This window comes from Bradyrhizobium sp. SZCCHNR1015 (genome assembly GCF_032489875.1).
Lineage (GTDB): Bacteria > Pseudomonadota > Alphaproteobacteria > Rhizobiales > Xanthobacteraceae > Bradyrhizobium.
In genome coordinates this window covers 302,154-325,945 of the sequence record NZ_JAUEYW010000007.1, presented here as the reverse complement: position 1 = coordinate 325,945, position 23,792 = coordinate 302,154, and the positions used below count along the sequence as shown (strand labels likewise).

Below are 23,792 nucleotides of genomic sequence, written 5' to 3'. Positions count from 1 at the left end.
CGGTGGCCGTGAAGTCTTGCGGCGCAACAATTCCGCTACAGGTGTTTTCTGCCCGAAGCGGTGCGCGATCCCTGACGGTCGGCCGGCGCGTTCAGCGCGATCTTGCCGATCTCGATGATGGCCTTGTTGCGGCTGAACAGGCGGAGTTTTCTCAGGATCTCGGTGATGTGCGCCTTGACGGTCGACTCCGCAAGCTGAAGCTCGCCGGCGATTTCCCGGTTCTGATAGCCACGCCTGATCAGGTCGAGGACGCGAAGCTGTTGCGGCGTCAGCTCCTCGAGACGCGCCTGCAGCGCGCGAGATGAGCCCTTCCCGTGGCGCTCGACCGCGGGCACGAAGTCTTTCGGGACCGAGATCGAGCCGCTGAGCACGCGCTCGATCGCGGACGTCAGCTCGCGCTTCGAGGTCGACTTCGGCAGATAGCCGGCCGCGCCGAGCGAAAGCGCCTCGCGCACCACGTTCTGGTCCTCGTCACTCGAGACGATCGCGACCGGAAGCCGCGGATGGGCGGCGCGAAGCCGCTGGAATCCCGAGAAGCCCATGGCATCGGGCAGCGTCAGATCGAGCAGCGCCAGGTCGATGTCGGGTTCGAGCGCAAGGGTGCTGAGGGCATCGGCAATCGACAGCGCCTCGAAGATCTCGGCGTCAGGATGCGCCAGACGCACCGCATTGCCGAGAGCTTCGCGAAACAGGGGATGATCGTCGATGATCAGAAAACGCGTCATGTCCGACCTTCACTCGCTGCCAGCACGTGCCGGGGGATCCGGCAGACCGTGTCGGCCGGTGTCCCTCCCTCAATTTGCCGTCTCTGACGACTGCACGGTCAGCAGGAATGTATAGATGCTCTCGAACTGGTCGTCGGTAAAGACCTCCTTCCAGGCGGGCATGCCCTTGGAAGGACGGCCTTCATGCACGGTGGTCCAAAATTTGTCGCGCATGTCCTCACCGTAGCGGGTCTGCAGCCGTCGCAGGTCGATCCGGCGTTCCGCCTGCACGGCGTCGGGTCCGTGACAGTGGGCGCAGGTGCCATTGAAGATCTCTTTGCCTAGCGTCACCGCCTCGGTCTTCGACTCGCTCGCAGTCGAGTCCGAAACGCTGGTCACGACGGCCTCGGCGACCGGCTGACGGAGAAGCTGAGCAGGGTCAGTTGTCGACGCCAGCTTGATCGGGCGCGGCACGGCGCCGAGCCTGATCGACGGCTCGCTCGGCAGCCCGTATTTGACCGCGAGCTCGGCGATCCGCGGCGCGAGCTGCGGCAATGCGGCGTCGATCTGATCGCGCAGTTGGCCGGAGCTCTTGGCAAGGCCGATCGCGGCATCCCAGGACAGCCCGTCGCCCTCGACCGGCTGGATCCGGAAGCCGCTCTGGTACGTCGTCTTGTTCAGCCAGCCTGCAACCGGCCCCCAAACGAAGGCGACATCGGCCCTGCCCTGGGCCAGCGCCGCAAGGCCCTCGTCCGGCGTCAGCACCGTCACCTTCTTGATGTCGTCGCGCTGGGCCAGCAGGTTTTGCGGCGTGGTCTGGTATTGCACGGCGACACGCTTGCCTCGGAGATCGTCGATGCTGTGGACGATGAGCGTCCCGCGGCTGACGAGTGCGTAGGTTTCGGTCGCGATCTTCTTCGAGAAGATCACGGCCGGTCCCATGAAGTCCGCTGACAGCGGCAGGCCGATCATCGCGTCGCACTGCTTGCCCAGCAGCGTCACGCGCACGGTTCGCTTGCCGAAATAGGATTTGTACCAGTCATAGGCCACGGGGCGGCCGAGTTGCTGTGACAGCGCCTGACCGACCTCGAGATAGAATCCCGGCTGCGTTGGATTGTTGCTCGAGAATGGAAGATTGGTCGGATCCGCGCAGAGTCGCAGCGGCTCGGCCTCGTTGGCCTGACCCGCCGCCGACGAGGCCAGCAGGGTGGAGGCCATCAAGGCGACGAGAGCCGTCGCGCTTGCTGACAGTTCGGCGGCCCGCCTATTCGAGCCAGTCTGACGGCGATTCAGGCGCATCCTCGATCCCTCAGGTCTTGTTTATCTGTTTATATGGTACGGCTCGGTCTCGCGGCCGGGCCGTCTTCGTCCGCTTGATGCGGATTGGCTTAGCGGTGCGCGTATCCCGCTTGCGGGACACGCGCACCCGTCGTGACCGTTGCGGCTATTGGACGGCGAAGACGAACAGGGCGCCGCCCTCGGGAGCCGCGTTTGTCATCTTCTTGCCGATCTCGCCCAGGAACGCCGGGATCGAGGCGGTGCGACCAACGACGACGGCGACGTATTGCTTGCCGTCGACCGAATAGGTCACCGGACCGGCCCCGATGCCGGAGCCGAGATTCTTCTTCCACAGGATCTTGCCGGTCTTGGCGTCGATGGCGCGGAAATCGCCGTGCAGATTACCGGAAAAGACCAGACCGCCGGCGGTGCTGAGCGTACCGCCGTTGAACGGAAGGTCTTCCTGGATCGACCAGACTTTCTTGTTGTTCACGGGATCCCAGGCGATGAGCTCACCGAGGAATCCGCCGGGGCCTTCCTTGGTCGGGAATTCCGCACCGAGATAGAACACGCCGCGCTTGTACGAGACGTCGCTGACCGCCCAGTCCATGCAGACATTGTTGGTCGGGATGTAGACCAGGCCGGTGTCCGGATTGTACGACATCGGCTGCCAGTTCTTGCCGCCGATCAGGTTCGGGCAGACGTCCTTGACGGGATGTCCAGGGCCCGGCCGCTTGTCCGGGTCCTCGACCGCGCGCAGGGTCGAAATGTCCCATTTCTGCGCCCAGTTGGCGAAGACGTACTTTTCGGCCGAGATCACCTTGCCGGTCTCTCGATTGGCCACGAAGAAGAAGCCGTTGCGATCGGCCTTCATCAAGGTCGGAACGGCTGCGCCGCCGACCTTGAGATCGGCGAGGATGGCTTCGTTGACGCCGTCATAGTCCCAGGCATCGGCAGGCGTGGTCTGGATGTGCCACTTGATTTTGCCGGTGTTCGGATCGAGCGCCAGCGTGGACGCCGTATACAGATTGGTCAGCTTGCCGAAATCGCCATTGCCGGTTGAGCGCACGGCGGTGTTCCAGGGACCGGGGTTGCTGGTGCCCCAATAGACCGTGTCGCTCTTCGGATCGTAGGAGCCGACCAGCCAGGCCGCGCCGCCGCCGTGCAAGCCGGTGTCGCCCTTCCAGGTCTCGCTCCCGGGCTCGCCGGGCGCAGGCACCGTGTAGGTCTGCCAGACCAGCTTGCCGGAGTTGATGTCGTAGGCCTGCAGCGAGCCGCGCACGCCGTACTCGCCGCCGCCGAAGCCGGTGATGACCTTGTCGCGCACGACCAGCGGCGGCGAGGTGATCACCGAGCCCTGCTTGTAGTCGACCACCTTCGAGGTCCACAGCTCCTTGCCGGTGGCGGCATCGAGCGCGCTCAGCTTGCCGTCGAGCCGGCCGACGAACAGCTTGCCGTCGGCATAGGCGATGCCGCGGTTGTTCACGTCGCAGCAGGCATATTGCAGCGTATCGTCCGGAATCTCCGGCTCATAGGTCCATTTGCGCGCGCCGGTCGCGGCATCCAGCGCGTAGACGTATTTCGGGCCCCACGACGTCGAGACGTAGAGCGTGTTGCCGATCACGATCGGCGAGGCCTCGTTCGAGCGCAGCGAGGCCAGCGAGAACGAATAGACCAGCGACAGCTTACCGGCGTTCTCGGTGTTGATCTCCTTGAGCGGGCTGAACCGGGTGTTGCCGTAGTCATGTCCGGCCATCGCCCAGGCGCCGGGCTCGCTGGCGGCCTTCAGCGCCGAGTCGTTGGCGCGGACGCCCAACGTGCCGGCGACAAGGAAGGCAACCGTCGAGATGCCAGCCAAGAATCTCCTGCTCGTGAAATTCATCAGTTCCCTCCGCCTATGTCTTTGTTGTGTTCGTATGACGCGTGCGCGCGAGGCCCCAGATGAGCAGTCGCGGTGCAAGCACCGGGGCGATTACAGCATCAGCGCGGCCCGGCTCTCATAGGCGGAAGGTAGTAGGCGGCGGGGATCAGGGTTGAAGGCCGATTACGGCGTCCTTTCAGCGGCTTATCGAAATTCTGTGACCTGCGAGCGGAAGGATCGTTATCGCGCTTCCACTGCGCGATCTCGTGGAAGCTTGGCGTCCTCGCGGTCGCCACACCGAGGGAAGCCCTCTCTCGAGATGACGCCTTGAACAAACCGGACCGAAGAGCGGCATCTTTTAGTTCAGGCGCGGCCGCCGCTGGAATACGCGGGGCTCGGTGCCAGACAGGGAAACCCGAGCGCAAAGCTTGCCTTGGCCTGGTGACGTCTAGCTCTCCACGGGGTCGCTCGAGCTGAGGCGTTCGATCGCCTCCAGGTCGTGAATCGTGACCGACGCGTACTTTGCCGTCGCAATCCCATCCTGCTCGAGACTCTTGAGCAGACGATTGATCGTCTGCCGGCCGACCCCGATCATCACCGCAAGGTCCTCCTGCGACAATCGCAAATCGATGACCAACCCTTTCTTGGTCTGTCGCCCGTGACTCTCTGCGAGCCTCTGCAATTCCTGCGCAAGCCGGTGAAGTGGACGCCGATTGCGGAGAATGATCAGGTTCTGCATCGACACGCGCAGGTGATCGCAGACCATTCGAACAAACGCAGAATAATACTCGTTGCTCTCGTTGATGAGCGCCTCGAACCGCTCCTGGCTCACGTGAAACAGCACCGCCTTGCCAATGGCGAATGCGTCATAACCATATGGGCGCCCGTCGAGGGCAGAGGTGACGCCGATCCACGACCCAGGCGAAGAGATCAGCAGGAAGGAGGGATTGCCGGACAGCGAAAAGCTGGTCAAGCGCACCTGCCCCGACACCAGGGCAATCAATCCGTCGCGGGAGTCGCTCGCGGAATAGATCAGGGAGTTGTCCGCGTTTCGAACGCGACCCAGACGAAGAATGTTGTCCGCCAATGACGGAGAAAGGCCAGCAAACCACTTGTTCCTGCGCAGAACAGCCTTGAGGACCGCTTTGTTCATTCGTCGCCACACATGAAGACGGGATGGTCGCTGTCGCGACATCTGTCATCCCATATCAGTGTAGCGGAGATCAATCGAGGTGGCCGGGCTCCCAGCGGTGTAGGCCCACCCCAGCGCGAGTCGCCGGATGGGGTAAAATGAGGCGCGTCACACCGGCGGCCCGCCAGCGCTAGAACGATTTTTCCTCGGCCTCATGGATGGTCATGACGGGCGGTCTCGCGCACAGCTTGGCGACCTCCTGCGCGAACGCCCGTGACCCGGGTCGGGCGAAATGCGCCTCGAGCGCGATGGCGTCACGCCAGCGCTCGAAGAAGCGCAGACGGAGCGAGTTTTCACAATCGACCTGCACGGTGTGCTCCACGCAGCCGTCTTCCATACGCGAACGACGCACATGCTCCAGGCTGACCTTCATCAGACGATCAAAGTTTTCGCCAAGCCCGTCCACAGACCCCACAACGATGATCATCGGCTCACATCCTCACTCTTGTGTTCCTCAGAAAGCGCCGGATCGCTTTACTCGGCGAATGGCATGAGCGGGATCGTGCGGACGTCGAGACCTCGGCGCCTGGGATGGACGCCAGAACATTGGTTGCCTCGGTTGTCATGCTGACCGTCGTTTCCCCGCGAAGTTGATTTTCTTGCACGCGGCGACCTGCGTCCCGGCGCCCTCGCCCGCTCAAGCTAAGGTGATTTTGTGCATCGATTGTCGCGATTGCGACAGTCTCGGCCATGATCTGTGCTTGTCTCTTGGCGGCGTCACGACGCGGCACGGCCGGAGGCGCAACGGGCAACCATGTCGAAACGAGGAGACCCGATGTTGCTGACGGCCGAACGCCTCTTCGCAGTCGAGGGCTTGGTCACCATCGTGACCGGCGCGGCGAGCGGACTTGGCCTGGCCATTTCCCGGACCATGGCAGCCAACGGTGCCGATTTGATCCTGGTTGACAGGAACGAGACCGAACTGAGGCGGATCGGCCAGGAGATCATCCCCGGGGCAGAGATCGCGACGGTCGATGTCGCAGATCCAGACGCCATCCGGCGGACGGTCGATGACGTCATCGCGCGCAAGGGCCGGCTCGACGTCATGTTCGCGAACGCCGGCATCAGCGGGGGAGCCGGAATTCGATTGCCGCAGGGCCACATCGAGAACGTCGATTTCGCAGCCTGGAATGACGTTATTGCCATCAACCAGACCGGCGCGTTCGCGACCATCCAGGCTGCGGCCCGTCACATGAAGGCGCAGCGCGGCGGTCGGATCGTGGTCACGGCGTCGGTCGGAGGATTAAGAGGCTCGGCAGCGACCGCCTACGCGTATGCGGCCGCCAAGGCCGCGGTGGTGAACCTGGTCAGGCAGGCCGCGCTCGAGCTCGCCACGTTCGACGTCAAGGTCAATGCCATTGCACCCGGCTTCTTCCGGACGGGGCTCGGCGGAGGCCGCCTGCTGGACGAGGCCGCGACAGCGCCGCTCCACGCCATGGTGCCGATGAACCGGCTTGGGATCCCCGACGAGATTGCCGGCGTCAGCCTGCTGCTGGCCTCGCCGGCCGCGAGCTATATCACCGGATCGGTGTTCACCGTGGACGGCGGAATCAGCGCGGCATGAAGCACCTCGAAGGCAAGGTCGCGGTGATCACGGGAGCTGCCAGCGGCATCGGGCGCGAGCTGGCCGCTGCCTGCGCTGCGCAAGGAATGAAGCTGGTTCTCGCCGACGTCGATGTCGACGGGCTTTCCGCCACGAAGGAGCTGATGCCGAGCGGCATCGCCGTGCGCACCGCGCAGTGCGACGTGTCCAGCGTCGAAGCGGTTCAACGCCTCGCCGACCTTGCCTTTGAAGAGTTCGGCAACGTTCACCTGCTCTTCAACAACGCCGGTGTCGCGGCGCTTGGCCCGGTCTGGTCCGCAACTCCCGAGGACTGGACGTGGGTGCTCGGAGTCAACCTCCTGGGCGTCGTCAACGGCATTCGCAGCTTCGTGCCGCGCATGATGGCTGCAGGCGACGAGGGCCACATCGTCAACACGGCGTCAGCCGCGGGGTTGACCGCCGTTGCGGGCTCCGGCGCCTACTGCGCCAGCAAGCACGCGGTCGTAGCCTTGTCCGAGTGCCTCTTGAAGGACCTTCAGCTCGCCGGCTCTCCTCTCAAGGTCAACGTGCTGTGCCCCTCGCTGGTCAAGACCGCCATCGCCGACTCAGGCCGACATCGGCCCGCACATCTGGCTTCGACAAACCCCGACACTGCAGCATATGATCAGCGCGTCAGAGCGGGAATGGAGGCATCCGAGGTCAGCGCCGCCGATGTGGCCAGCATGACGATCCAGGCCATCCACGACGACGAATTCTACATCCTTCCGCATCCCTCGGTGCGGCTCCGGGTCGAGGAGCGGCTCCGCAACATCATCGGTGATCAACATCACCACCAGCCAGACGGCCTCCTTGCGTCGACGGATGAACCATGAGCAATTCAAACGAGACCGCCGACCTCAGAGCCAGGATCGAGGCGCTCGAGAAACGCGTTGCCGAGCATGACGATCGCGAGGCGATCCGGACACTGCGCTGCACGTACCACGAATACGTCAACCAGGAGCGCGTCGCCGAACTGGCCGATCTCTTTGCGGAGAACGCCACCGTCTCCTATGGCGGTCGGCCGTCGGTGACCGGCCGCGAGGCCATCCGCGACTTCTTCCTCAACTTCCCGATCAAATGGGCGCGTCAATTCATCCACGCGCACGTCGTCGAAATCGATGGCGACCACGGCAGAGGCTACAGCCATCTCGACGGGCGCCCCGTTCTCAACGGCAAGAGCCTCATGGTCGGCGGCCGGTTCGATGACGAATATGTCAGGGAAAACGGCCGTTGGCTGTTTTCGAAAGTCGTGTTGACGATCTGGTACATGGTCCCGGTCGAGCCCGGCTGGGAAGCCGCGGCAGCGACCAGGCCGGCCCAGACCTGAGCTGCACGAACTCAGGCCTGCTGATTTGACGGCCGAGCTCCGTCAGACGTGGATAGCGGCGCCGACAAGGACGGCGTCATGCACGATCTTTCACGGGCCGTGCCCCGGCCGGCCCCGACTGGCGCCAACGCTGGGCACGCGTCGCTGCGGGGTCACTTACCCTAGCAACGTCACTGCGGCGGAGTCGGGGCGCCCGGCGCGACGGGTTCCATCAGACGGAATCAAGCTGATTTGGCCCTGTCCACAACTTCTGAATAAATTAACTCTGTTGCTTTTTTTCAGAAACCATGTTTATGTATCGCCATCTTGGACCCGCCGAGAGGGGCGCTTCGCGATCGTCACGAGACGTGGGGTCTGGGGATGCGGTGGCCGCAGGCGTGCTGCAGCGGGCTTACGGGCTCGCCGACGAACGGCAGGCTTGCGGACGTGAAGACGCGTGGTCCTGGCGCCCCGATGCTGGCGCCAAGTCGTCGGGCGATGATCCCGAGGGCGACGGTGGCTAAAGAGCCGGACACCGGGGAGATCGCGACATAAGCGTGAAAACCATCGCGCGGGGAATGCCGGGATGTCTCGGCTGAACCTGTGGTTCCTGCCGCCTGCTTTTTTTCGCAGGCGGGCCATGGGTGCGGCCAGCGCCCGGCATTCCCCGCGCCCTCTCATTCTCGAGGGCGGAACGACCGGCAGAACTCGGACGCCATCGCGCCGCGGGACCGCAGTCCCTCGCCCGAACGAAAGGCGCGAGGCTGGAACAAACCGCAAACAGATTTGAATTTGAGGAGAGAGAGATGGTGCGCTCGGAGGGACTCGAACCCCCACGGTGTTACCCACTGCCACCTCAAGGCAGCGCGTCTACCAATTCCGCCACGAGCGCGAAGAAGAAGCCGGAGCCAGAGGAAGGGCGGCACCGGATCAGTGGCGCCCGTGTATCAAATCGATGTCAGGGGGACAAGGCCCGCCCTGCCCTAAAATACCGGATTGTGGACGGTTTTGGCGTGGGCCGTGGCGCGCTATCGCGACGTCGGCGTCGGCGAGCGCGGCAGCATCTGCTTGACCTCGACCGCGATGCGGTTGCGGTCGACCAGCACCACCCCATTTGCGATCGGCAGATTGTTGGCGAGCACCTTGACGTCGTCGGCCTCGGTGGCATCCAGCTCGATGATGGCGCCGCGGGACAGGCGCAGAACCTGGTGGATGGGCATGGAGCAGGTGCCGAGAACGACCATCAGGTCGACTGTCACTTTATCGAGGGTTGACACTGCAGGACCACCGAAGTCACGACTGGATTTTGATTGCCCAGACATCACCATGTTGTGGTTAGCCAATGGTTAACAGCCGCGAAACACTCGACCTGACCACCTTTGCGGGCCCTCCCGGCAACGCCGTGGATTGGCGCATCTCCGATTCGCCGGTCGACTACGCCCGGGCGACCGAATTCATGGAGGCACGGGCGGCCGCGATCGCCGCCCATGAGGCCGCGGAGATGGTCTGGCTGCTGGAGCATCCGCCGGTCTACACCGCCGGCACGTCGGGCAAGGCCGAAGACCTGCGCGATCCGCGCTTTCCGCTGGTGCCGACCGGCCGCGGCGGCCAGGTCACCTATCATGGCCCCGGCCAGCGCGTGGCCTATGTCATGCTCGACCTCAAGCGGCGGCGCCCCGACGTGCGCGCCTATGTCGCCGCGCTCGAGGAGACCATCATCCGCACCCTCGACACCTTCAACGTGCGCGGCGAGCGGCGCGAGGATCGCGTCGGCGTCTGGGTCAAGCGGCCCGACAAGGGCGAGGGCCACGAGGACAAGATCGCCGCCATCGGCGTGCGGCTGAAGCGCTGGGTGACCTTCCACGGCATCGCCATCAATGTCGAGCCGGACCTGTCGCACTTCCAGGCTATCGTGCCCTGCGGCGTGACCGATCCGCGCTACGGCGTCACCAGCCTGGTCGATCTCGGCCTGCCGGTGACGCTCGCCGATGTCGACGTCGCGTTCCGACAGGCGTTCGAGAGCGTGTTCGGCGCCGTCAGCGTCGCGCAGCCGGAGACGGCATGAGCTCACGCGGCGCCCTGCTGCGGCGGGACGTCGAGCTTCGCCGCAACATAGCGGCGCTCCTGGCTCAGGCCGCCGAAGCCGTAGGCATCCGCCTTGACCTCGTCGACATGCAGATAGGTCTCGTGATGCAGCGGGCCGATCAGCTCGGCCATGCGCGCGAACACCGCGGCGAGATAGGCGGCCTTCTCGTCCTTGGTGTTGGTGCCCTCGCTGACGTGAACGTCGATCCAGTAGCTGGCGAGCCCCTGCTCCGCCAGCGAGGCGCCGCCGGCGAACCAGTTCGTGGCATCCGCTTCCGAGACGATGACGGCGGTGACCTTGGGATCCTTGCGCAGGATGCGCGCGGTCAGTTCGGTGACGGCCTCCGCGATGTCTTTCTTCAGCCCGGGCGAGCGGCGCTGGCTGGCATAGACGATGTTGATCAACGGCATGGTTGGCTCCCGGTATCCAGCGCGTGACTGCGCTTCGGGAGCAAAGCTAGCCGCGCGCCGCTCATTTTGGTATCTTATCGATATGGATATCAATGATAACGAGTACATATGACCGCCACGCTCGACATCGCGACCGTCCGCGCCTTTCTGCTGGTGAGCGACCTGCACAGCTTCACCCGGGCGGCCGAGACGCTCGGCACCACCCAGGCCGCGGTCAGTCTCAAGCTGCAGCGGCTCGAAGCGCTGCTCGGAAAGCGGCTGGTCGAGCGTTCGCCGCGCGCGGTCCGGCTCACCGCCGACGGCGCGGCCTTCGCCGAGAACGCCCGCGCGCTGGTTGCCGCGCATGACCTCGCGCTCACCGGGGCCCCCCGCATCCGGCCGCTGCTGTCGCTGGGCATCAGCGATCACGTCGCCGGCCCCGAGCTGGTGCCGATGCTCGAGCAGTTGCATGCTGCCATGGCGGACCTCGTCCTGTCGGTCAGCATCGGCTTCTCGCGCGACCTGCTCGACCGCTACGATGCCGGCAAGCTCGACGCCGTGATCGTCCGCCAGGAGGCGAGCCGCCGCGGTGGCGAGGCGTTGATCACGGACGAGTTCGGCTGGTTCGCAGCGTCCAGATTTCGTCTGCCGGCCGGCGGCACGCTGCCGCTCGCCACGCTCGCACCGCCCTGTGGCGTGCGCAGCATCGCGGTCCGCGCGCTCGAGCGCGCGCGAATCAGCTTCAGCGAGACGTTCGTCGGCGGCGGGGTGACGGCCGTTGCGGCCGCCGCGCGCGCCGGTCTTGCGATTGCGCCGCTGGCCCGCCGAATCGCACCCAGCGGACTGATCGATATCGGAACGGATCTCGGCCTGCCCAAGCTCGGCCGCTCCAAGGTGATGCTGCATGCAAAGGCGGGAGATGCGGCCAAGCGCGCGGCCTTGCGCACGCTGGCCGCGGCATTCCGAAGCGCCGCGATGTCGAAGTAATTGACGCCGACAGGACCTGATGTAGCATAGGTTAATAATCGGAGTTCAGGAGCAGCGGCTTGAACCGTCTCTTGACCGCAGCTGACCTCGTCAGCGCCTCAGCAAAGCCGAGCCCGGCCTCGACCGGCGCGACCGGCCTCGAACCATTGCATCGCCACGCGCTGATCCGGACCTCGAACGCCGACGTGCTGCGCGACCTCGCGGGGCGCCGGCTCGGCGCCGAGCGCGTCGACTTCAGGAACGCCGAGCGCTTCGAGGCGATCGTCAACCTGATCGAACTCGAGACCATCGGTCTCGCCTTCGGCACCACGACCTGCGACATGGTCTGCGACCATCGCGCCGCCGACTTCATCAGAGTGCAGATCGCCCTGAAGGGACGCGCGGTCAGTTGCACTCCCGGCGAGGCGACCGACGTCAATGAGCATCAGTTCGCGGTCGCGCCGGCCGGCGTGCCATGGCAGATGGCGTGCCAGGGCGGCCATCGGCGACTGACCCTGCGGCTCGATCCGCAGGCGCTGCGACGGCGCCTCACGGCGCTGGTCGGCGTGCAGCCGCGCACCGACTTCGTGATCGACCCTGCCATTCCGGCCGCCGATCCGCAGGCCCGCAGCCTGATGCGGCTGCTGGACTTCCTGACGACCCAGCTCAACGAGCAGGATACGGCGTTCCCCGCCGCAGTCTATCGCGAGCTGGAGGATGCGGTACATGTCGCCTTCCTCTGCGCCAGCCGTCATCGTTTCCGCGACACGCTCCTGGATCCCTCTCCGATGCCGGATTTCGGCCTGGTCAAGCGGCTAGAGGACTATATCGAGGCCAACTGGCGCGAGCCGATCACGATCGAGCGGCTGGCGCGCGAGGCCGGCGTCAGCGTCCGGTCGATCTTCCGCCTGTTCGAGCGTGTGCGCGGCTATTCGCCGATGGCCTTTGCCAAATCGGTGCGCCTACGGCGCGCCCACGAGATGCTGCGCTCCGGCGATCCCGCCATCACGGTGGCGGCGGCCGCCGCCGCCTGCAACTTCGCCAATGCCGGACACTTCGCCCGCTACTATCGCGCCACGTTCGGCGAGCTGCCATCGGCGACGATGGCGCGGGGCGAGCGGTCGTGACGCATTCGGCCGCTCACAGGATGGATTCGAGCGCGCTGCGCAGGCTCTGATGCCGGAACACGAAGCCGCTCGACAGCGCCTTGTTCGGCACCACGCGCTGGCCGCCGAGCAAGAGCTCCTCGGCGAAGTCGCCGCCGATCCGGCGCAAGAGGCCGGCGGGAACACGCAGCAGCGCCGGACGCCGCAGGCAGCGCGCGAGCTCGGCGGCGAAGGCGAGATTGCGCACCGGCAGCGGCGCCGTCGCATTGACCGGCCCGGTGATGGCATCCGTCGCGATCACATGCGCGATCAGCCGAACGAGATCGTCGCGCTCGATCCAGGACATCCATTGCAGGCCGGAGCCGAACGGCCCGCCCAGGCCGAACTCGAACGGCGTCAGCATCCGCGCCAGGAAGCCGCCGTCGCGGCCGACGACGAGCCCGATCCGCAGCAATGCGACGCGGACACCGTGCGCTTCGGCACCGCGCGCCGCCTGTTCCCAGGCGTCGCAGAGGTCATGGCTGAAGCAGGCATGCGACTTGGCCGATTCGGTCAGAGGCTGGTCCTGCCACAGGCCGTACCAGCCGATCGCCGAACCGTTGACCAACACCTTCGGCTTGCGGTCGAGCCGCGCGATCAGGGATACGACCGCTTCCGTCGTAGCAAGCCGGGACTGCAGGATCGTCACGCGCCTGGCCGCGGTCCACGGCGCGTTGCCGATCGGCTCGCCGGCCAGATTGACGATCGCGTCGATACGGGTGCCGGAGGCGAGCTGATCGAGGCTGGTAATCAAGGTAAGAGGCGCCGGCAGCACGGCGGCCTTGGCCGGGTCGCGGACCAGGGCGACGACGTGGTGGCCAGCCGCGGCGAGACCGGCCGCCAGCCGCGCGCCGATGAAGCCGGTCGCACCGGTGATGAGGATGGTCTGCGCCGGCGGCAGCGCCGCGACCAGCCCGGCCGCATCCGGCTGCGACATTCGCGCAAGGCGCCGGGCCGCGGCGAAGTCCCGCAGGCCGCACAGCGCAGCGCCAACCGTGGCGACAGCCGCAATCCAGCTCAGCACGCCGGCATAGGCCGGCACGATCACCGAAGGCCGCATCGCCCAGCCGATCAGCAGCGGCACCAGCAGCATGAGGATCGCGCCGTAGTTGATGGCGAGCAGTGTGTGATTGACGCGTTCGCTCGGCGGCAGCTTGCGCGTCAGATCCTCCTCGACGAAATCGGTGAGGGTGATAGCGATCTCGGCCAGAAGCACCGCGAGCACGAGGATCGCGAACAATCCATGCACCTCGCACCAGCCGAGGACGGCGAACAGCAGCGCATAGAGCCCATTGCGGACGCCGTGCAGCTTGAGCTCGCCCCGCTGTGACGGGCGCCAGGCCAGGCGCTCGGTGAACTCATGATGATAGAAGGTGTCGAACACGCCCATCACGATCTGAAGCGCGATCAGGGACCAGAGCAGCGGCGTCATGGTGCGGACTCCCGGAACACGGCGCTCTGGCGCATGATGCGCCCGAAGCGCGGATGGACGATCTCGAGCGAGAAGCGAAAGACGCCGCTGCCGAGATCGGAATGGGTGACGGTGAGGTCGCCGGGCGTGAGCCATGCCGGCAGCACCCAGCGCCGGCCGGCGAAGTCGAACGTGTAGCCGGCGCTATGGAAATGAAGCGCGCCATCGGCGACGCCGACGCGCAGGCTCATGCTGAGGCCCCAGCCGAGATATTCCTCGAGCCCCGTCGGACCGGCGAAGCGCTTGGCGGAATGGATCACCTGCGGGAAGCCATGCGGGCGCCCGCAGATGCGCGTCCAGATCTGGCCGCCACTCGCCGCGTCCTCGGTCACCGCGACGATCATCGGCACGCCGATGTTCGCGCGCGTCGGCAGCGGCCCGCCGATCAGCCGCGCCAGATGCGCGAACCAGAAGCCGGCACGGCTGATCTCGGCCTGATCGACCTCGCCGACATAGACGACGGTGGCGCCATCGGCGAGGCGCTTGGAGAAGCGGCGCCAGATCGACACCGGCAGCCGTCCCCAATCCTCGGCCGACAGCAGCGCACGAAACCTGTGATCATCATGAAGCCTGGCGCTGGCGGGCGTTGAAAGTCCGGGATGTCGCATGGTCACCATGACGCCCTCCACTCTCTTCAAACGCTGCCGGACCTGGACCTTCCCGACGGCAGCAGGTTGACGATCTTCTCGCCGAGCTTGATCAGCGTGACGAGGCGCGGCCGCGGCACCTTCAGCATCTGCACGTACCAACGGTCGACCAGCTCGGTGAACGCCAGCATGTCCTTCAGCCGCTTGGCTGCGACCGCGCTGATCGCGGGATCGCCGGTCGCCTCCGCGACGCAGGCGCGCAGCGCCGCGATGGCGGGATCGATCTCGCGTTCCTTGCGGCCGGCCGCGATCCGCTGCGCCACCTCCCAGATGTCGGTCTCGGCCTCGAAATGATCGCGGCGGTCGCCGAGGATCGGCACGCGCCGGATCAAGCCCCAGGCGAGCAGCTCCTTCAGCGAGTTCGAGACGTTGGAGCGGGCCATGCCGAGCGTGTCGGCGATGTCCTCCGCCGTCATCGGCTTCTCGGCGAGGTACAGCAGCCCGTGGATCTGGCTCACCGAGCGGTTCACGCCCCACTGGTCGCCCATGTCGCCCCAGTTGAGGATGAAGCGCTCGACGGCGGGAGGAAGTTTTCGATGACCTGCAATTTCTGTCATGACAGAAATATCTGACTGAAGAGAGTGAATGTCAAGAGGCGCGGCTTTGAACCGGACTGGCGGCCGGCCAGACGGATGTTACGGCGCACATTTTGCGCCTGCCGACCGCCCGGTTCCCCGCCTGCCCCCCTCTGCAACAGGAGCAAGCCATGACGGCATCCGACAAGGCGTTCACTGGATCGATCCCGCAGATCTACGATCAACTGATGGTTCCCTTGATCTTCGCGCCCTACGCGCTGGACCTCGCGCGGCGCATCGCGGCGTACCTGCCGCGCGACGTACTGGAGACGGCGGCAGGCACCGGCGTGGTGACGCGGGCCCTGCACGCTCAACTGCCGCCGGAGGTCCGGATCACCGCCACCGATCTCAACGAGCCGATGCTCGCGCAGGCGAGGACCCATCTCGCCGCTGCGGACCGCATCGCATTTCATCAAGCCGATGCGCTGGCCCTGCCCTTTGCCGATGCGAGCTTCGATGCCGTCGCCTGTCAGTTCGGCGCGATGTTCTTCCCCGATCGCGTCAAGGGCTATGCGGAGGCCCGCCGCGTGCTCCGGCCCGGCGGACGTTTCGTCTTCAACGTCTGGGACCGGATCGAGGAGAATGAAATTCCTCACGTCGTTCACGAGACGCTGCAGCAGGTCTTCCCCGAAAGCCCGCCGCAGTTCTTCACCCGGACTCCGCACGGCTACTACGATTCCGGACGGATCGAGGCCGATCTGACCGCCGCAGGCTTCACCGACATCGCGATCGAGACGGTGACGCATCGCAGCCGCGCGGCTTCGCCTCAGGACCCGGCCATGGCACTTTGCCAGGGCACGCCGATGCGCGGCGAGATCGAAGCGCGCGGCACGCCCGGTCTCGCGGCCGTCACGCAGGCGACCGCGGACGCGCTGGCGCGCCGGTTCGGCGAGGGTCCTATCGAAGGCCGGATACAGGCGCTGGTGATCTCAGCGGGGTGAGCGACGGACTCGCGCGCCGTGTCGTTAGAGCGTCGGCAACACGGAGAACGCCTCGCCCGGCCGGCGCGGTTTGAGCTGATCGGCCGTCGCCGGGTTTTCCGTCACGACATCGACGCGCGCTGCAGGCGGTCCCTCGCGGCAGGCTGCCAACACGGCGGCGACGTCGTCCGAGGGGCCGACGAACAACGCCTCGACACTGCCATCGGTGCGGTTGCGCACCCAGCCTTCGAGGCCGTTGAGGATGGCCTGGTCCTCGACCCATGCGCGGTAGCCGACGCCCTGGACGCGGCCGCGAACCATGACGTGGACGATGGCGCGATCGGTCATGATCCGAGCCCCAGAAAATCGCGCAGGCGCTTCTTCACATCGGCGTCGCGCATCACGCGTGCCGTCAGCTCGGCCGACGGCAGCCCCTTGAGCTGCTTCGGCGAGACGCCGTCACGCAGCGCCTTCAGCGTCTCATGCACCGCCTGCGTCGCGGCGGCGATCGGCGCATGGCCCTGCAGCGCGACGCGGACACGGCGCGAGGCGAGATAGCCGAGATCGGACATCTCCTCCGGCGCACCGCCGAGCACGATCGGCAGCGTGGTGGCGGCCGCGATCGCGTCGAGCTGATCGCGCGAGGTGATGCCGGTGAAGAACAGCCCGTCGACGCCGCAGGCCTCATACGCCCTGGCCCGCGCGATCGCGTGGTCGAGTGAGGTGATGGAAACGGCGCCCGTCCGCCCCAGGATGACCAGCGCGGGATCGCCTCGGCCGTCGAGCGCTGCCTTCACCTTGCCGACACCCTCGGCTAACGGGATCAGCTGCGGCTTCGCCTCGCCATAGCCCTGCGGCAGCAGCGTATCCTCGATGGTGAGACCCGCGGCCCCGGCCGCTTCCAGCTCCTGCACCGTTCGGCGCACGTTCATCGCATTGCCGTAGCCGTGATCGGCATCGACCAGCACCGGCAGCGCTGCCGCGCGCGACATCCGCCGCATCTGCTCGGCGAGCTCGGTCAAGGTGATCAAGGCAATGTCGGGATCGCCGAGGACGGCGAGCGAAGCCGCCGAGCCGCCGAACATGCCGAGTTCGAAGCCGACGTCCTCGGCAACGCGGATCGAAATCGCGTCGTAAACGGAGCCGGGATGGACGCAGCGATCGCTGGCGAGGATTGTGCGCAACGCTTCTCGGCGAGTACGGAACGTCATCACGCCCTACCTCTCTCCGTCATTGCGAGGAGCGAAGCGACGAAGCAATCCAGAGTCTCTTGCTCGGCCCTGGATTGCTTCGCTTCGCTCGCAATGACGGCGGTTAGACTTACTACGCAAACTCCAGGATCAGCGCATCGACCGCGAGCGTGGCCCCTGCTGTCGCGTGGATCTTCTTCACCGTGCCGTCCTGCTCGGCGCGCAGCACGTTCTGCATCTTCATGGCTTCGATCACGGCCAGCGTCTCGCCCGCCTTGACCTCCTGCCCTTCGGTCACGGCGATCGAGACCACGAGGCCGGGCATCGGGCACAGCAGCTTCTTGCCGCTGTCGCCGGCGGTGACAACCGGCATCAGCCGCGCCGCGGTCGCCTCGGCCTCCGTGTAGACGTAGACCGGCGCTTCGACGCCCTGATGCGCGAGCCGCACGCCGTTCGCAATGAGACGCGTCTGCACTGCGATGGCCGCACCATCGATGGTGCCGTGCCACACGGCATCGCCCGGTTTCCAATCCGACACCAGCTGATGCGCCGGGCCGACCTTGCCGTCGCCCCCGACGAAGCGGACCGTGATCGCGCCGTTCTCCCTGGTGATGTCGAGCAGGATCTCGTCACGCCCGAGCCACACCGCGCGGCGGCCCTGCCGCTTCACAGGCCGGCCGATCATCTGCTGCGAGATCTGCCGCTTGCGCTCGCCGAGCACGTGGTCGATCGCAGCACCCACCGCCGCCAGCCGGCGCGCGATCTCGCCTTCCGGCGCGCGCGCGGCAAAGCCCTTGGGAAACTCCTCGGCGATGAAGCCGGTCGACAGCCGGCCCTCGCGCCAGCGCGGATGGTTCATCAGCGCCGACAGGAACGGGATGTTGTGGCGGATGCCGTCGACATAGAACGCATCAAGCGCGGTCGACTGCGCCTCGATCGCGGCAGCCCGCGACTCCGCATGGGTGACGAGCTTGGCGATCATCGGATCGTAATAGATCGAGATCTCGCCGCCCTCCTGCACGCCGGTGTCGTTGCGCACGGTGATGCCGTCAGCCTTGCTCTCCGCCGGCGGGCGATACTTCACGAGGCGGCCGATCGACGGCAGGAAGCTGCGGAACGGATCTTCCGCATAGACGCGGGATTCCACCGCCCAGCCGGTCATCGTCACGTCCTTCTGCGCAAGCGAAAGCTTCTCGCCGGCGGCGACGCGGATCATCTGCTCGACGAGATCGATGCCGGTGACGAGCTCGGTCACGGGATGCTCGACCTGCAGGCGCGTGTTCATCTCAAGGAAGTAGAAGCTCTTGTCCTGGCCGGCGACGAACTCGACGGTGCCGGCGGAGTCGTAGTTCACGGCCTTGGCGAGCGCCACGGCCTGCTCGCCCATCTTGCGCCGCGTCTCCTCGTCGAGCAGCGGCGACGGCGCCTCCTCGATGACCTTCTGGTTGCGGCGCTGGATCGAGCATTCGCGCTCGCCGAGATAGATCACGTTGCCATGCTTGTCGCCGAGCACCTGGATCTCGATGTGGCGCGGATCTGTGATGAACTTCTCGATGAAGACGCGATCGTCGCCGAACGAGGCCTTGGCCTCGGCCTTGGCGAGATTGAAGCCCTCGGCGACCTCGGCGGTCGAATGCGCGATGCGCATGCCCTTGCCGCCGCCGCCGGCGGAGGCCTTGATCATCACGGGGTAGCCGATCTCGTCGGCGATGCGCACCGCGTGCTTGTCGTCCTCGATGACGCCGAGGAAGCCGGGCACGGTCGAGACCTTGGCCTTGGCGGCCGCCTTCTTCGATTCGATCTTGTCGCCCATCGCGGCGATCGCGCCTGGGTTCGGGCCGATGAAGACGATGCCGGCCTCGGCCAATGCCCGCGGGAAAGCCTCGCGCTCGGACAGGAAGCCGTAGCCCGGATGCACCGCCTCGGCGCCGGTCTTCTTGCAGGCCTCGACGATGCGGTCGATGAGGAGATAGCTCTCGGCGGCGGCGGGCGGGCCGATCAGCACGGCATCATCTGCCATCTCGACATGCAGCGCATCGCGGTCGGCTTCCGAATAGACCGCAACGGTTCGGATTCCCATGCGGCGGGCAGTCTTGATGACCCGGCAGGCGATCTCGCCGCGGTTCGCAATCAGAATGGTTTTGAACATGTTCTTGCTTGATACCTTTGGGCGGGCTCCCCGCTCGTGGCACAGGCGTCACACCGCGAGCTTGACCGGTTCGTCTATACCAAAATCGCCCGCGCGCAACCCGCCTCTCGTTCCGACCGTGCCGTCCGGCGAGGCATGCCAGCCGCAGGCATTGCCGTCACCCGGAATAGCTGTGGAAACGTCCGCGGGCATAGGCGTGGGACACCGCCTTCATGAGCTCACCGACCTCGGTCTCGAGAAAATCGTTCGCAACAATCAGGGCCCGAATGGCCGCGCGCAGATCGCCGCCGCAGGCAGCAATGGCCTGGTCCACGGCGGCCTCCAGCGCGAGGTGTTCAGCGTCCGCGGCTTGAGCATCGGTGTTGGATTGCGATCTGGGCTGCATGCGCGATGGCGGTCCTCGCTCCGGTCACGCCGCCATGTTCACTTTATGTTCTCTGGAGTCAAGGCGGATCACGCCGCCCCGATCTCTTGATGCTGCGACTCGGCCTGCGGCTTTTCGGGCGCCAGGGTGACGGACGTCTCCCGGCCGCCCTGCCGCACCAGGCGGTGGATGAAGCCCAGCTTGCCGATGACCGGCGGCGTCAGGATGAAGGGATAGAGATCGCGCGCGCCCATCGCCCGGGCGACACTGTTCATGGCGAAGGTGAACGGCAGCCAGGCGTTGACGATGGTGTCGAAGTCCTCCGCGACATACGGATCGAAGGTGACGCGCGCCGTCAGTCCGCCGATCTGGTCGGCGGGCGGATCGATCTCGATACCGAACTCGGAGGCCATCTCCAGCGTATCCACGATGTGGAGGTAGTGCGCCCAGGTCTCGGCAAAATCCTCCCACGGATGCGTGGTGGCGTAGGCGGAGACGAAATTGTCCTGCCAGTTCACCGGCGGCCCCTGCTCGTAGTGCCGCTTCAGTGCCTCGCCGTAGTCCTGGGCATCGTCGCCGAACACCGCCCGGCATTCGTCAAGCCGGCCGGCATCGCGCACCAGCACGTCCCAGAAATAGTGCCCGACCTCGTGGCGGAAATGACCGAGCAAGGTCCGGTACGGCTCGCCCATTTCCAGCCGGCGCCGCTCGCGCTCGAAATCGTCGGCCTCGGCCAGCGCGATGGTGATAAGGCCGTTGTCGTGGCCGGTCATGACCTTCTGCTGGCCGGCGGGGTCGTCGGCGAGGAAGTTGAAGATCAGCCCGTGCTCGGGATCCTCGATGCGTTTCTTCACAGGGAGTTTCCAGCGGATCAGCGAGTAGAACAGCCGGTGCTTGGCCACCTCCAGCTCTCGCCATCCGGCGAGTTGCGCGGGATCAGACAGATTGGGAATCGTGCCGTTATGCCGGCAGGCGCGGCAGAAGCCTGCGGTCTCTCCGATCTCGAGCAGCCAGTTGCACGCGTCGTGCTCGGCATTGGCGCAGAAGAAGCGCCCCGTCCCGTGGTCGGCGAGCGTCCGAAACCCCTCCTCCGCCGGCTCGATCGCCGACAGCGTCTGGCGCTCCGGCATGAAGGCGAGCTGATGGCCGCAGCGACCGCAGCTGCGATTCTCGAAATACAGGATGTTCTTGCAGGCCTGACAGACAAAGAGCTTCACGGTATGGACCTACGTGTTGCGGAGTTCAGGGCCTGACGACGCACGACAGTAACAGTCCGTTCCGGGAGCGCGGAACTTTTTATCTGCCCCGACGTTCACGTCATGCGGTCGTTTGCCCGCCTTAATCTCTGCCCAGTTTGCTTTCCTTGAACCCAATGTCGCCACGCTTCCGAACACCCGCGGTGGAATTCTCGGACGACTGCTCGCCACACCAGTACAGGTCAGCATGAACAGCGCGGATGCGCCTAGAGACGAAGTAAGGCCGGAGGCTGCCGCCGACGCGTTGCGCCAGCATATCGAGGAGATCGCCCGCGATCGCGATCAGGCCTATCGCGCGCTGCAGGAACGCGAGGCGGAGCTCGCGCGCATCCAGCGCATCGCCCGGGTCGGCGGCGTCGAGGTCGACCTGCGCGAGGGCTACCGCAACCGCCGCTCCCCCGAATACCTGATCATTCACGGCCTGCCGCCGGAGGCCGTCCACGAGACTCACGAGGACTGGGTCAGGCGCGTCCATCCCGATGACCGCGTCAAGGCCGAGCAGGACTTCATTGCCGCGGTCAAGAGCGAGCAGGAGGACTACACCACCGAATACCGCATCATCCGTCCCAGCGACGGCGAGATCCGCTGGGTCCGCGTCATCGCCCGCATCGAGCGTGACTGGAACGGCCGTGCGATCCGTCTGGTCGGCGCGCATATCGATGTCACCGACCAGATGCTGGCGCAGGCCGAGCTGCGCGAGAGCGAGGAACGCTTCCGGCTGATCGCCGACAGCGCGCCGGTGCCGATCTGGGTGACGAAGCTCGACCGCACCCGCTCCTTCGTCAATCGCGCCTATATCGATTTCCTCGGCCTGCCCCCTGACGAGGCGCTGGCCTTCGACTGGCGCAAGGTGCTGCATCCCGAGGACCTTCCGCGCATCCTCGCGCAGCAGCAGTCGGGAGAGTGCTCGCTGAAGCCGTTCTTCCTCGAGGCGCGCTACCGGCGCGCCGACGGGGAATGGCGCTGGCTGCGATCGGAATCGCAGCCACGCTGGGATGCGAACGGCAAACATGTCGGCTTCATCGGCGTCGCTCACGACGTCACCGCCGCCAAGCAGGCCGAGATCGAGCTGCGCCGCGTCAACGAGACCCTCGAAGAGCGTATCAGGGAGCGCACCGCCCAACTCGAGGCCAATGAAGCGCGCATGCGCGCGATCTTCGACACCAGCAATCAGTATCAGGCCATCCTCGACGTCGAGGGCCGCGTGATGCATGCCAACCGCATCGCGGTCGCCGGCATGCGCGCCGGTGAAGTGAACGTCATCGGCCAGCCGCTCTGGGATGCGCCCTGGTTCACCCATACGCCGGGCGTGACCGAGATGCTGCGCAAGGCGTTCGCCCGCGTTCTCGCCGGCGAAAGCTTCCGGACCGAGATGCGGCTCGACTTCGCCAGCGGCCAGCGACATTTCGAGCTGTCGATGCGGCCGCTGTTCGACCAGCATGACGTGGTCACCGGCGCGGTCGCCGAGGCCGTCGACGTCACCGAGCGCATCCAGGGCGAGGAGCTGCTGCGGCAGTCGCAGAAGATGGAGGCGGTCGGCCAGCTCACCGGCGGCGTCGCCCACGACTTCAACAACCTGCTCACCATCATCCGCTCGGCCACCGACTTCCTGCGCCGCCGCGATCTTCCCGAGGAGCGGCGCCGGCGCTATGTCGACGCGATCTCGGAGACGGTGGAGCGCGCCTCGAAGCTGACCGCGCAGCTCCTGGCCTTCGCCCGGCGGCAACCCTTGACGCCGCAGGTGTTCAATGTCGGCGAGCAGGTCGAGAACGTCGTGCAACTGATCCGTCCTCTCGTCGGCAGCCGCATCCAGATCGAGCTCGCGGTCACGGACAGCGGGCTGTTCACCCTCGCCGACGTCGCGCAATTCCAGACTGCGCTGATCAATCTCGCCGTCAATGCGCGCGACGCCATGAACGGTGAAGGTCATCTGCAGATCGGCGTGCAGCGAACCGAGAGCATTCCGGCCTTGCGCGGCCAGAGCCCCCGCCCCGGGGCCTTCATCGCGATCTCGGTCACCGACACCGGCGGCGGCATCGCGCCTCAACATCTCAACGCGATCTTCGAACCGTTCTTCACCACCAAGGAGGTCGGCAAGGGCACGGGTCTCGGCCTCAGCCAGGCGTTCGGCTTCGCCAAGCAGTCCGAAGGCGACATCGCGGTCGACAGCCGCATCGGCCACGGCGCGACCTTCACGATCTATCTGCCACAAGCCACGGCAACGGAATCCGGCACGGAAGCGGGTGCCGCGCGCATCGAGCCGGCGACCATCGGGCGCGGCTACCGCGTGCTCGTGGTCGAGGACAATGACGAGGTGGGGCAGTTCTCGACCGAGCTGCTCGAGGATCTCGGCTATGTGACGCGCCGCGTCGCCAACGGCGCCGATGCGCTGGCGATCCTGGCAAACGATGAGTTCGCCGTCGATCTCGTGTTCTCCGACGTCATCATGCCCGGCATCAACGGCCTCGAGCTTGCCGGCATCATCCGCGACCGCTATCCCGGCCTGCCGGTGGTGCTGACATCCGGCTACAGCCACGTGCTGGCGGAAAATGCCCATCACGGCTTCGAGCTGATCAAGAAGCCCTATTCGGTGGAATCGCTGTCGCGCATCCTGCGCAAGGCGATGGCCGAGAAGGCGCCGCTGCCGCGCTGAGCCGGCATCGGAACCAACATTGCCGATCGGACGTTCTGTTCCGCAATGAGGTGCCGTG

23 protein-coding genes and 1 tRNA gene are annotated in these 23,792 nt (G+C 65.9%); 8 read left to right on the top strand and 16 right to left on the bottom strand.

Going from position 1 to position 23,792, the window contains the following annotated elements:
- Positions 1–35: 35 nt before the first annotated feature.
- The 5 genes from QX128_RS14845 to QX128_RS14825 form a co-directional block, all read right to left on the bottom strand.
- Positions 36–725, bottom strand: a complete 690-nt coding sequence (locus QX128_RS14845) for a response regulator transcription factor (RefSeq protein ID WP_315804942.1) — start codon at positions 723–725, stop codon at positions 36–38.
- Positions 726–794: 69 nt separating this feature from the next.
- Positions 795–1,922, bottom strand: coding sequence for a c-type cytochrome (locus QX128_RS14840; protein ID WP_316237798.1), 1,128 nt, complete (start codon positions 1,920–1,922; stop codon positions 795–797).
- 226 nt (positions 1,923–2,148) lie between these two features.
- Entirely contained in the window at positions 2,149–3,840 is a 1,692-nt protein-coding gene (locus QX128_RS14835) for a PQQ-dependent methanol/ethanol family dehydrogenase (RefSeq protein ID WP_316237797.1), read from the bottom strand.
- Positions 3,841–4,291: 451 nt separating this feature from the next.
- A complete protein-coding gene (locus tag QX128_RS14830) occupies positions 4,292–4,996 on the bottom strand; it encodes a Crp/Fnr family transcriptional regulator (protein WP_316216098.1) in 705 nt (234 codons plus the stop codon).
- A 169-nt stretch (positions 4,997–5,165) separates the two neighbouring features.
- Complete coding sequence (locus QX128_RS14825; RefSeq protein WP_316237796.1) at positions 5,166–5,462, bottom strand: putative quinol monooxygenase; 297 nt, start codon at positions 5,460–5,462, stop codon at positions 5,166–5,168.
- A 348-nt stretch (positions 5,463–5,810) separates the two neighbouring features.
- Between QX128_RS14825 and QX128_RS14820 the strand changes: the two genes are divergently transcribed.
- The 3 genes from QX128_RS14820 to QX128_RS14810 are packed head-to-tail and all read left to right on the top strand — an operon-like array spanning position 5,811 to position 7,944.
- Entirely contained in the window at positions 5,811–6,599 is a 789-nt protein-coding gene (locus tag QX128_RS14820; protein ID WP_316237795.1) for an SDR family NAD(P)-dependent oxidoreductase, read from the top strand.
- Positions 6,596–7,450 (top strand): SDR family NAD(P)-dependent oxidoreductase, encoded by an 855-nt coding sequence (locus QX128_RS14815; RefSeq protein WP_316237794.1) that lies wholly within the window; start codon positions 6,596–6,598, stop codon positions 7,448–7,450. Before QX128_RS14820 ends, QX128_RS14815 begins: the two co-directional genes overlap by 4 nt.
- Positions 7,447–7,944: a nuclear transport factor 2 family protein gene (locus QX128_RS14810; RefSeq protein WP_316237793.1), complete on the top strand. Its 498-nt coding sequence runs from the start codon at positions 7,447–7,449 to the stop codon at positions 7,942–7,944. The genes QX128_RS14815 and QX128_RS14810 overlap by 4 nt, the downstream gene beginning before the upstream one ends.
- 786 nt (positions 7,945–8,730) lie before the next feature.
- Here QX128_RS14810 and QX128_RS14805 read toward each other — a convergent pair.
- Positions 8,731–8,815: transfer RNA gene (locus QX128_RS14805), tRNA-Leu, on the bottom strand.
- Between the two features lie 136 nt (positions 8,816–8,951).
- A complete protein-coding gene (locus tag QX128_RS14800) occupies positions 8,952–9,245 on the bottom strand; it encodes a FliM/FliN family flagellar motor switch protein (RefSeq protein ID WP_409997983.1) in 294 nt (97 codons plus the stop codon).
- Positions 9,246–9,265: 20 nt separating this feature from the next.
- On the opposite strand from QX128_RS14800, the gene lipB reads away from it, so the two are divergent.
- Positions 9,266–9,988 carry a lipoyl(octanoyl) transferase LipB gene (gene lipB, locus QX128_RS14795; RefSeq protein ID WP_316237792.1) on the top strand — a complete coding sequence of 241 codons (723 nt, stop codon included), beginning with the start codon at positions 9,266–9,268 and terminating at the stop codon, positions 9,986–9,988.
- Between the two features lie 2 nt (positions 9,989–9,990).
- Here lipB and QX128_RS14790 read toward each other — a convergent pair whose 3' ends face one another.
- The gene (locus QX128_RS14790) at positions 9,991–10,419 is read right to left on the bottom strand and encodes a 4-oxalocrotonate tautomerase family protein (RefSeq protein ID WP_316237790.1); all 429 of its coding nucleotides are present in this window, start codon (positions 10,417–10,419) and stop codon (positions 9,991–9,993) included.
- Positions 10,420–10,527: 108 nt separating this feature from the next.
- On the opposite strand from QX128_RS14790, the gene QX128_RS14785 reads away from it, so the two are divergent.
- Complete coding sequence (locus tag QX128_RS14785; protein ID WP_316237789.1) at positions 10,528–11,385, top strand: LysR family transcriptional regulator; 858 nt, start codon at positions 10,528–10,530, stop codon at positions 11,383–11,385.
- 59 nt (positions 11,386–11,444) lie between these two features.
- The gene (locus QX128_RS14780) at positions 11,445–12,491 is read left to right on the top strand and encodes an AraC family transcriptional regulator (RefSeq protein ID WP_316237788.1); all 1,047 of its coding nucleotides are present in this window, start codon (positions 11,445–11,447) and stop codon (positions 12,489–12,491) included.
- Positions 12,492–12,504: 13 nt separating this feature from the next.
- On the opposite strand, the gene QX128_RS14775 is transcribed toward QX128_RS14780, so the two are convergent.
- The 3 genes from QX128_RS14775 to QX128_RS14765 are packed head-to-tail and all read right to left on the bottom strand — an operon-like array spanning position 12,505 to position 15,184.
- The gene (locus QX128_RS14775) at positions 12,505–13,941 is read right to left on the bottom strand and encodes a TIGR01777 family oxidoreductase (RefSeq protein ID WP_316237787.1); all 1,437 of its coding nucleotides are present in this window, start codon (positions 13,939–13,941) and stop codon (positions 12,505–12,507) included.
- The gene (locus tag QX128_RS14770; protein ID WP_316216094.1) at positions 13,938–14,597 is read right to left on the bottom strand and encodes a DUF4166 domain-containing protein; all 660 of its coding nucleotides are present in this window, start codon (positions 14,595–14,597) and stop codon (positions 13,938–13,940) included. Before QX128_RS14770 ends, QX128_RS14775 begins: the two co-directional genes overlap by 4 nt.
- A gap of 17 nt (positions 14,598–14,614) precedes the next feature.
- Positions 14,615–15,184, bottom strand: a complete 570-nt coding sequence (locus tag QX128_RS14765; protein ID WP_315804920.1) for a GbsR/MarR family transcriptional regulator — start codon at positions 15,182–15,184, stop codon at positions 14,615–14,617.
- 149 nt (positions 15,185–15,333) lie between these two features.
- Here QX128_RS14765 and QX128_RS14760 point away from each other — a divergent pair, with 149 nt between their 5' ends.
- The gene (locus QX128_RS14760; protein WP_316237786.1) at positions 15,334–16,143 is read left to right on the top strand and encodes a class I SAM-dependent methyltransferase; all 810 of its coding nucleotides are present in this window, start codon (positions 15,334–15,336) and stop codon (positions 16,141–16,143) included.
- Between the two features lie 24 nt (positions 16,144–16,167).
- On the opposite strand, the gene QX128_RS14755 is transcribed toward QX128_RS14760, so the two are convergent.
- The 5 genes from QX128_RS14755 to QX128_RS14735 all read right to left on the bottom strand — a co-directional run bounded on the left by QX128_RS14755 (position 16,168) and on the right by QX128_RS14735 (position 21,042).
- The gene (locus QX128_RS14755) at positions 16,168–16,470 is read right to left on the bottom strand and encodes an acylphosphatase (RefSeq protein ID WP_316237785.1); all 303 of its coding nucleotides are present in this window, start codon (positions 16,468–16,470) and stop codon (positions 16,168–16,170) included.
- A complete protein-coding gene (locus tag QX128_RS14750) occupies positions 16,467–17,333 on the bottom strand; it encodes an isocitrate lyase/PEP mutase family protein (RefSeq protein ID WP_316237784.1) in 867 nt (288 codons plus the stop codon). Before QX128_RS14750 ends, QX128_RS14755 begins: the two co-directional genes overlap by 4 nt.
- Positions 17,334–17,445: 112 nt before the next feature.
- A complete protein-coding gene (locus tag QX128_RS14745; RefSeq protein WP_316237783.1) occupies positions 17,446–19,461 on the bottom strand; it encodes an acetyl/propionyl/methylcrotonyl-CoA carboxylase subunit alpha in 2,016 nt (671 codons plus the stop codon).
- Between the two features lie 157 nt (positions 19,462–19,618).
- Complete coding sequence (locus QX128_RS14740; RefSeq protein WP_316237782.1) at positions 19,619–19,846, bottom strand: hypothetical protein; 228 nt, start codon at positions 19,844–19,846, stop codon at positions 19,619–19,621.
- Between the two features lie 68 nt (positions 19,847–19,914).
- Positions 19,915–21,042: a putative zinc-binding peptidase gene (locus tag QX128_RS14735; protein WP_316237781.1), complete on the bottom strand. Its 1,128-nt coding sequence runs from the start codon at positions 21,040–21,042 to the stop codon at positions 19,915–19,917.
- A gap of 226 nt (positions 21,043–21,268) precedes the next feature.
- Between QX128_RS14735 and QX128_RS14730 the strand changes: the two genes are divergently transcribed.
- Positions 21,269–23,734 (top strand): PAS domain S-box protein, encoded by a 2,466-nt coding sequence (locus QX128_RS14730; protein WP_315804913.1) that lies wholly within the window; start codon positions 21,269–21,271, stop codon positions 23,732–23,734.
- Positions 23,735–23,792 lie beyond the last annotated feature (58 nt).

Excerpts from the sequence above, each read along its gene's own strand:
- QX128_RS14760 (WP_316237786.1), top strand. The coding sequence starts at position 15,334 with ATGACGGCATCCGACAAGGCGTTCACTGGATCGATCCCGCAGATCTAC.
- QX128_RS14830 (WP_316216098.1), bottom strand. The coding sequence starts at position 4,996 with ATGAACAAAGCGGTCCTCAAGGCTGTTCTGCGCAGGAACAAGTGGTTT.
- QX128_RS14845 (WP_315804942.1), bottom strand. The coding sequence starts at position 725 with ATGACGCGTTTTCTGATCATCGACGATCATCCCCTGTTTCGCGAAGCT.
- QX128_RS14785 (WP_316237789.1), top strand. The coding sequence starts at position 10,528 with ATGACCGCCACGCTCGACATCGCGACCGTCCGCGCCTTTCTGCTGGTG.
- QX128_RS14775 (WP_316237787.1), bottom strand. The coding sequence starts at position 13,941 with ATGACGCCGCTGCTCTGGTCCCTGATCGCGCTTCAGATCGTGATGGGC.
- QX128_RS14815 (WP_316237794.1), top strand. The coding sequence starts at position 6,596 with ATGAAGCACCTCGAAGGCAAGGTCGCGGTGATCACGGGAGCTGCCAGC.
- QX128_RS14825 (WP_316237796.1), bottom strand. The coding sequence starts at position 5,462 with ATGATCATCGTTGTGGGGTCTGTGGACGGGCTTGGCGAAAACTTTGAT.
- QX128_RS14800 (WP_409997983.1), bottom strand. The coding sequence starts at position 9,245 with ATGTCTGGGCAATCAAAATCCAGTCGTGACTTCGGTGGTCCTGCAGTG.
- QX128_RS14820 (WP_316237795.1), top strand. The coding sequence starts at position 5,811 with ATGTTGCTGACGGCCGAACGCCTCTTCGCAGTCGAGGGCTTGGTCACC.
- QX128_RS14750 (WP_316237784.1), bottom strand. The coding sequence starts at position 17,333 with ATGACGTTCCGTACTCGCCGAGAAGCGTTGCGCACAATCCTCGCCAGC.
- QX128_RS14765 (WP_315804920.1), bottom strand. The coding sequence starts at position 15,184 with ATGACAGAAATTGCAGGTCATCGAAAACTTCCTCCCGCCGTCGAGCGC.
- QX128_RS14840 (WP_316237798.1), bottom strand. The coding sequence starts at position 1,922 with ATGGCCTCCACCCTGCTGGCCTCGTCGGCGGCGGGTCAGGCCAACGAG.
- QX128_RS14770 (WP_316216094.1), bottom strand. The coding sequence starts at position 14,597 with ATGGTGACCATGCGACATCCCGGACTTTCAACGCCCGCCAGCGCCAGG.
- QX128_RS14730 (WP_315804913.1), top strand. The coding sequence starts at position 21,269 with ATGAACAGCGCGGATGCGCCTAGAGACGAAGTAAGGCCGGAGGCTGCC.
- QX128_RS14755 (WP_316237785.1), bottom strand. The coding sequence starts at position 16,470 with ATGACCGATCGCGCCATCGTCCACGTCATGGTTCGCGGCCGCGTCCAG.
- QX128_RS14745 (WP_316237783.1), bottom strand. The coding sequence starts at position 19,461 with ATGTTCAAAACCATTCTGATTGCGAACCGCGGCGAGATCGCCTGCCGG.
- QX128_RS14810 (WP_316237793.1), top strand. The coding sequence starts at position 7,447 with ATGAGCAATTCAAACGAGACCGCCGACCTCAGAGCCAGGATCGAGGCG.
- lipB (WP_316237792.1), top strand. The coding sequence starts at position 9,266 with ATGGTTAACAGCCGCGAAACACTCGACCTGACCACCTTTGCGGGCCCT.
- QX128_RS14790 (WP_316237790.1), bottom strand. The coding sequence starts at position 10,419 with ATGCCGTTGATCAACATCGTCTATGCCAGCCAGCGCCGCTCGCCCGGG.
- QX128_RS14740 (WP_316237782.1), bottom strand. The coding sequence starts at position 19,846 with ATGCAGCCCAGATCGCAATCCAACACCGATGCTCAAGCCGCGGACGCT.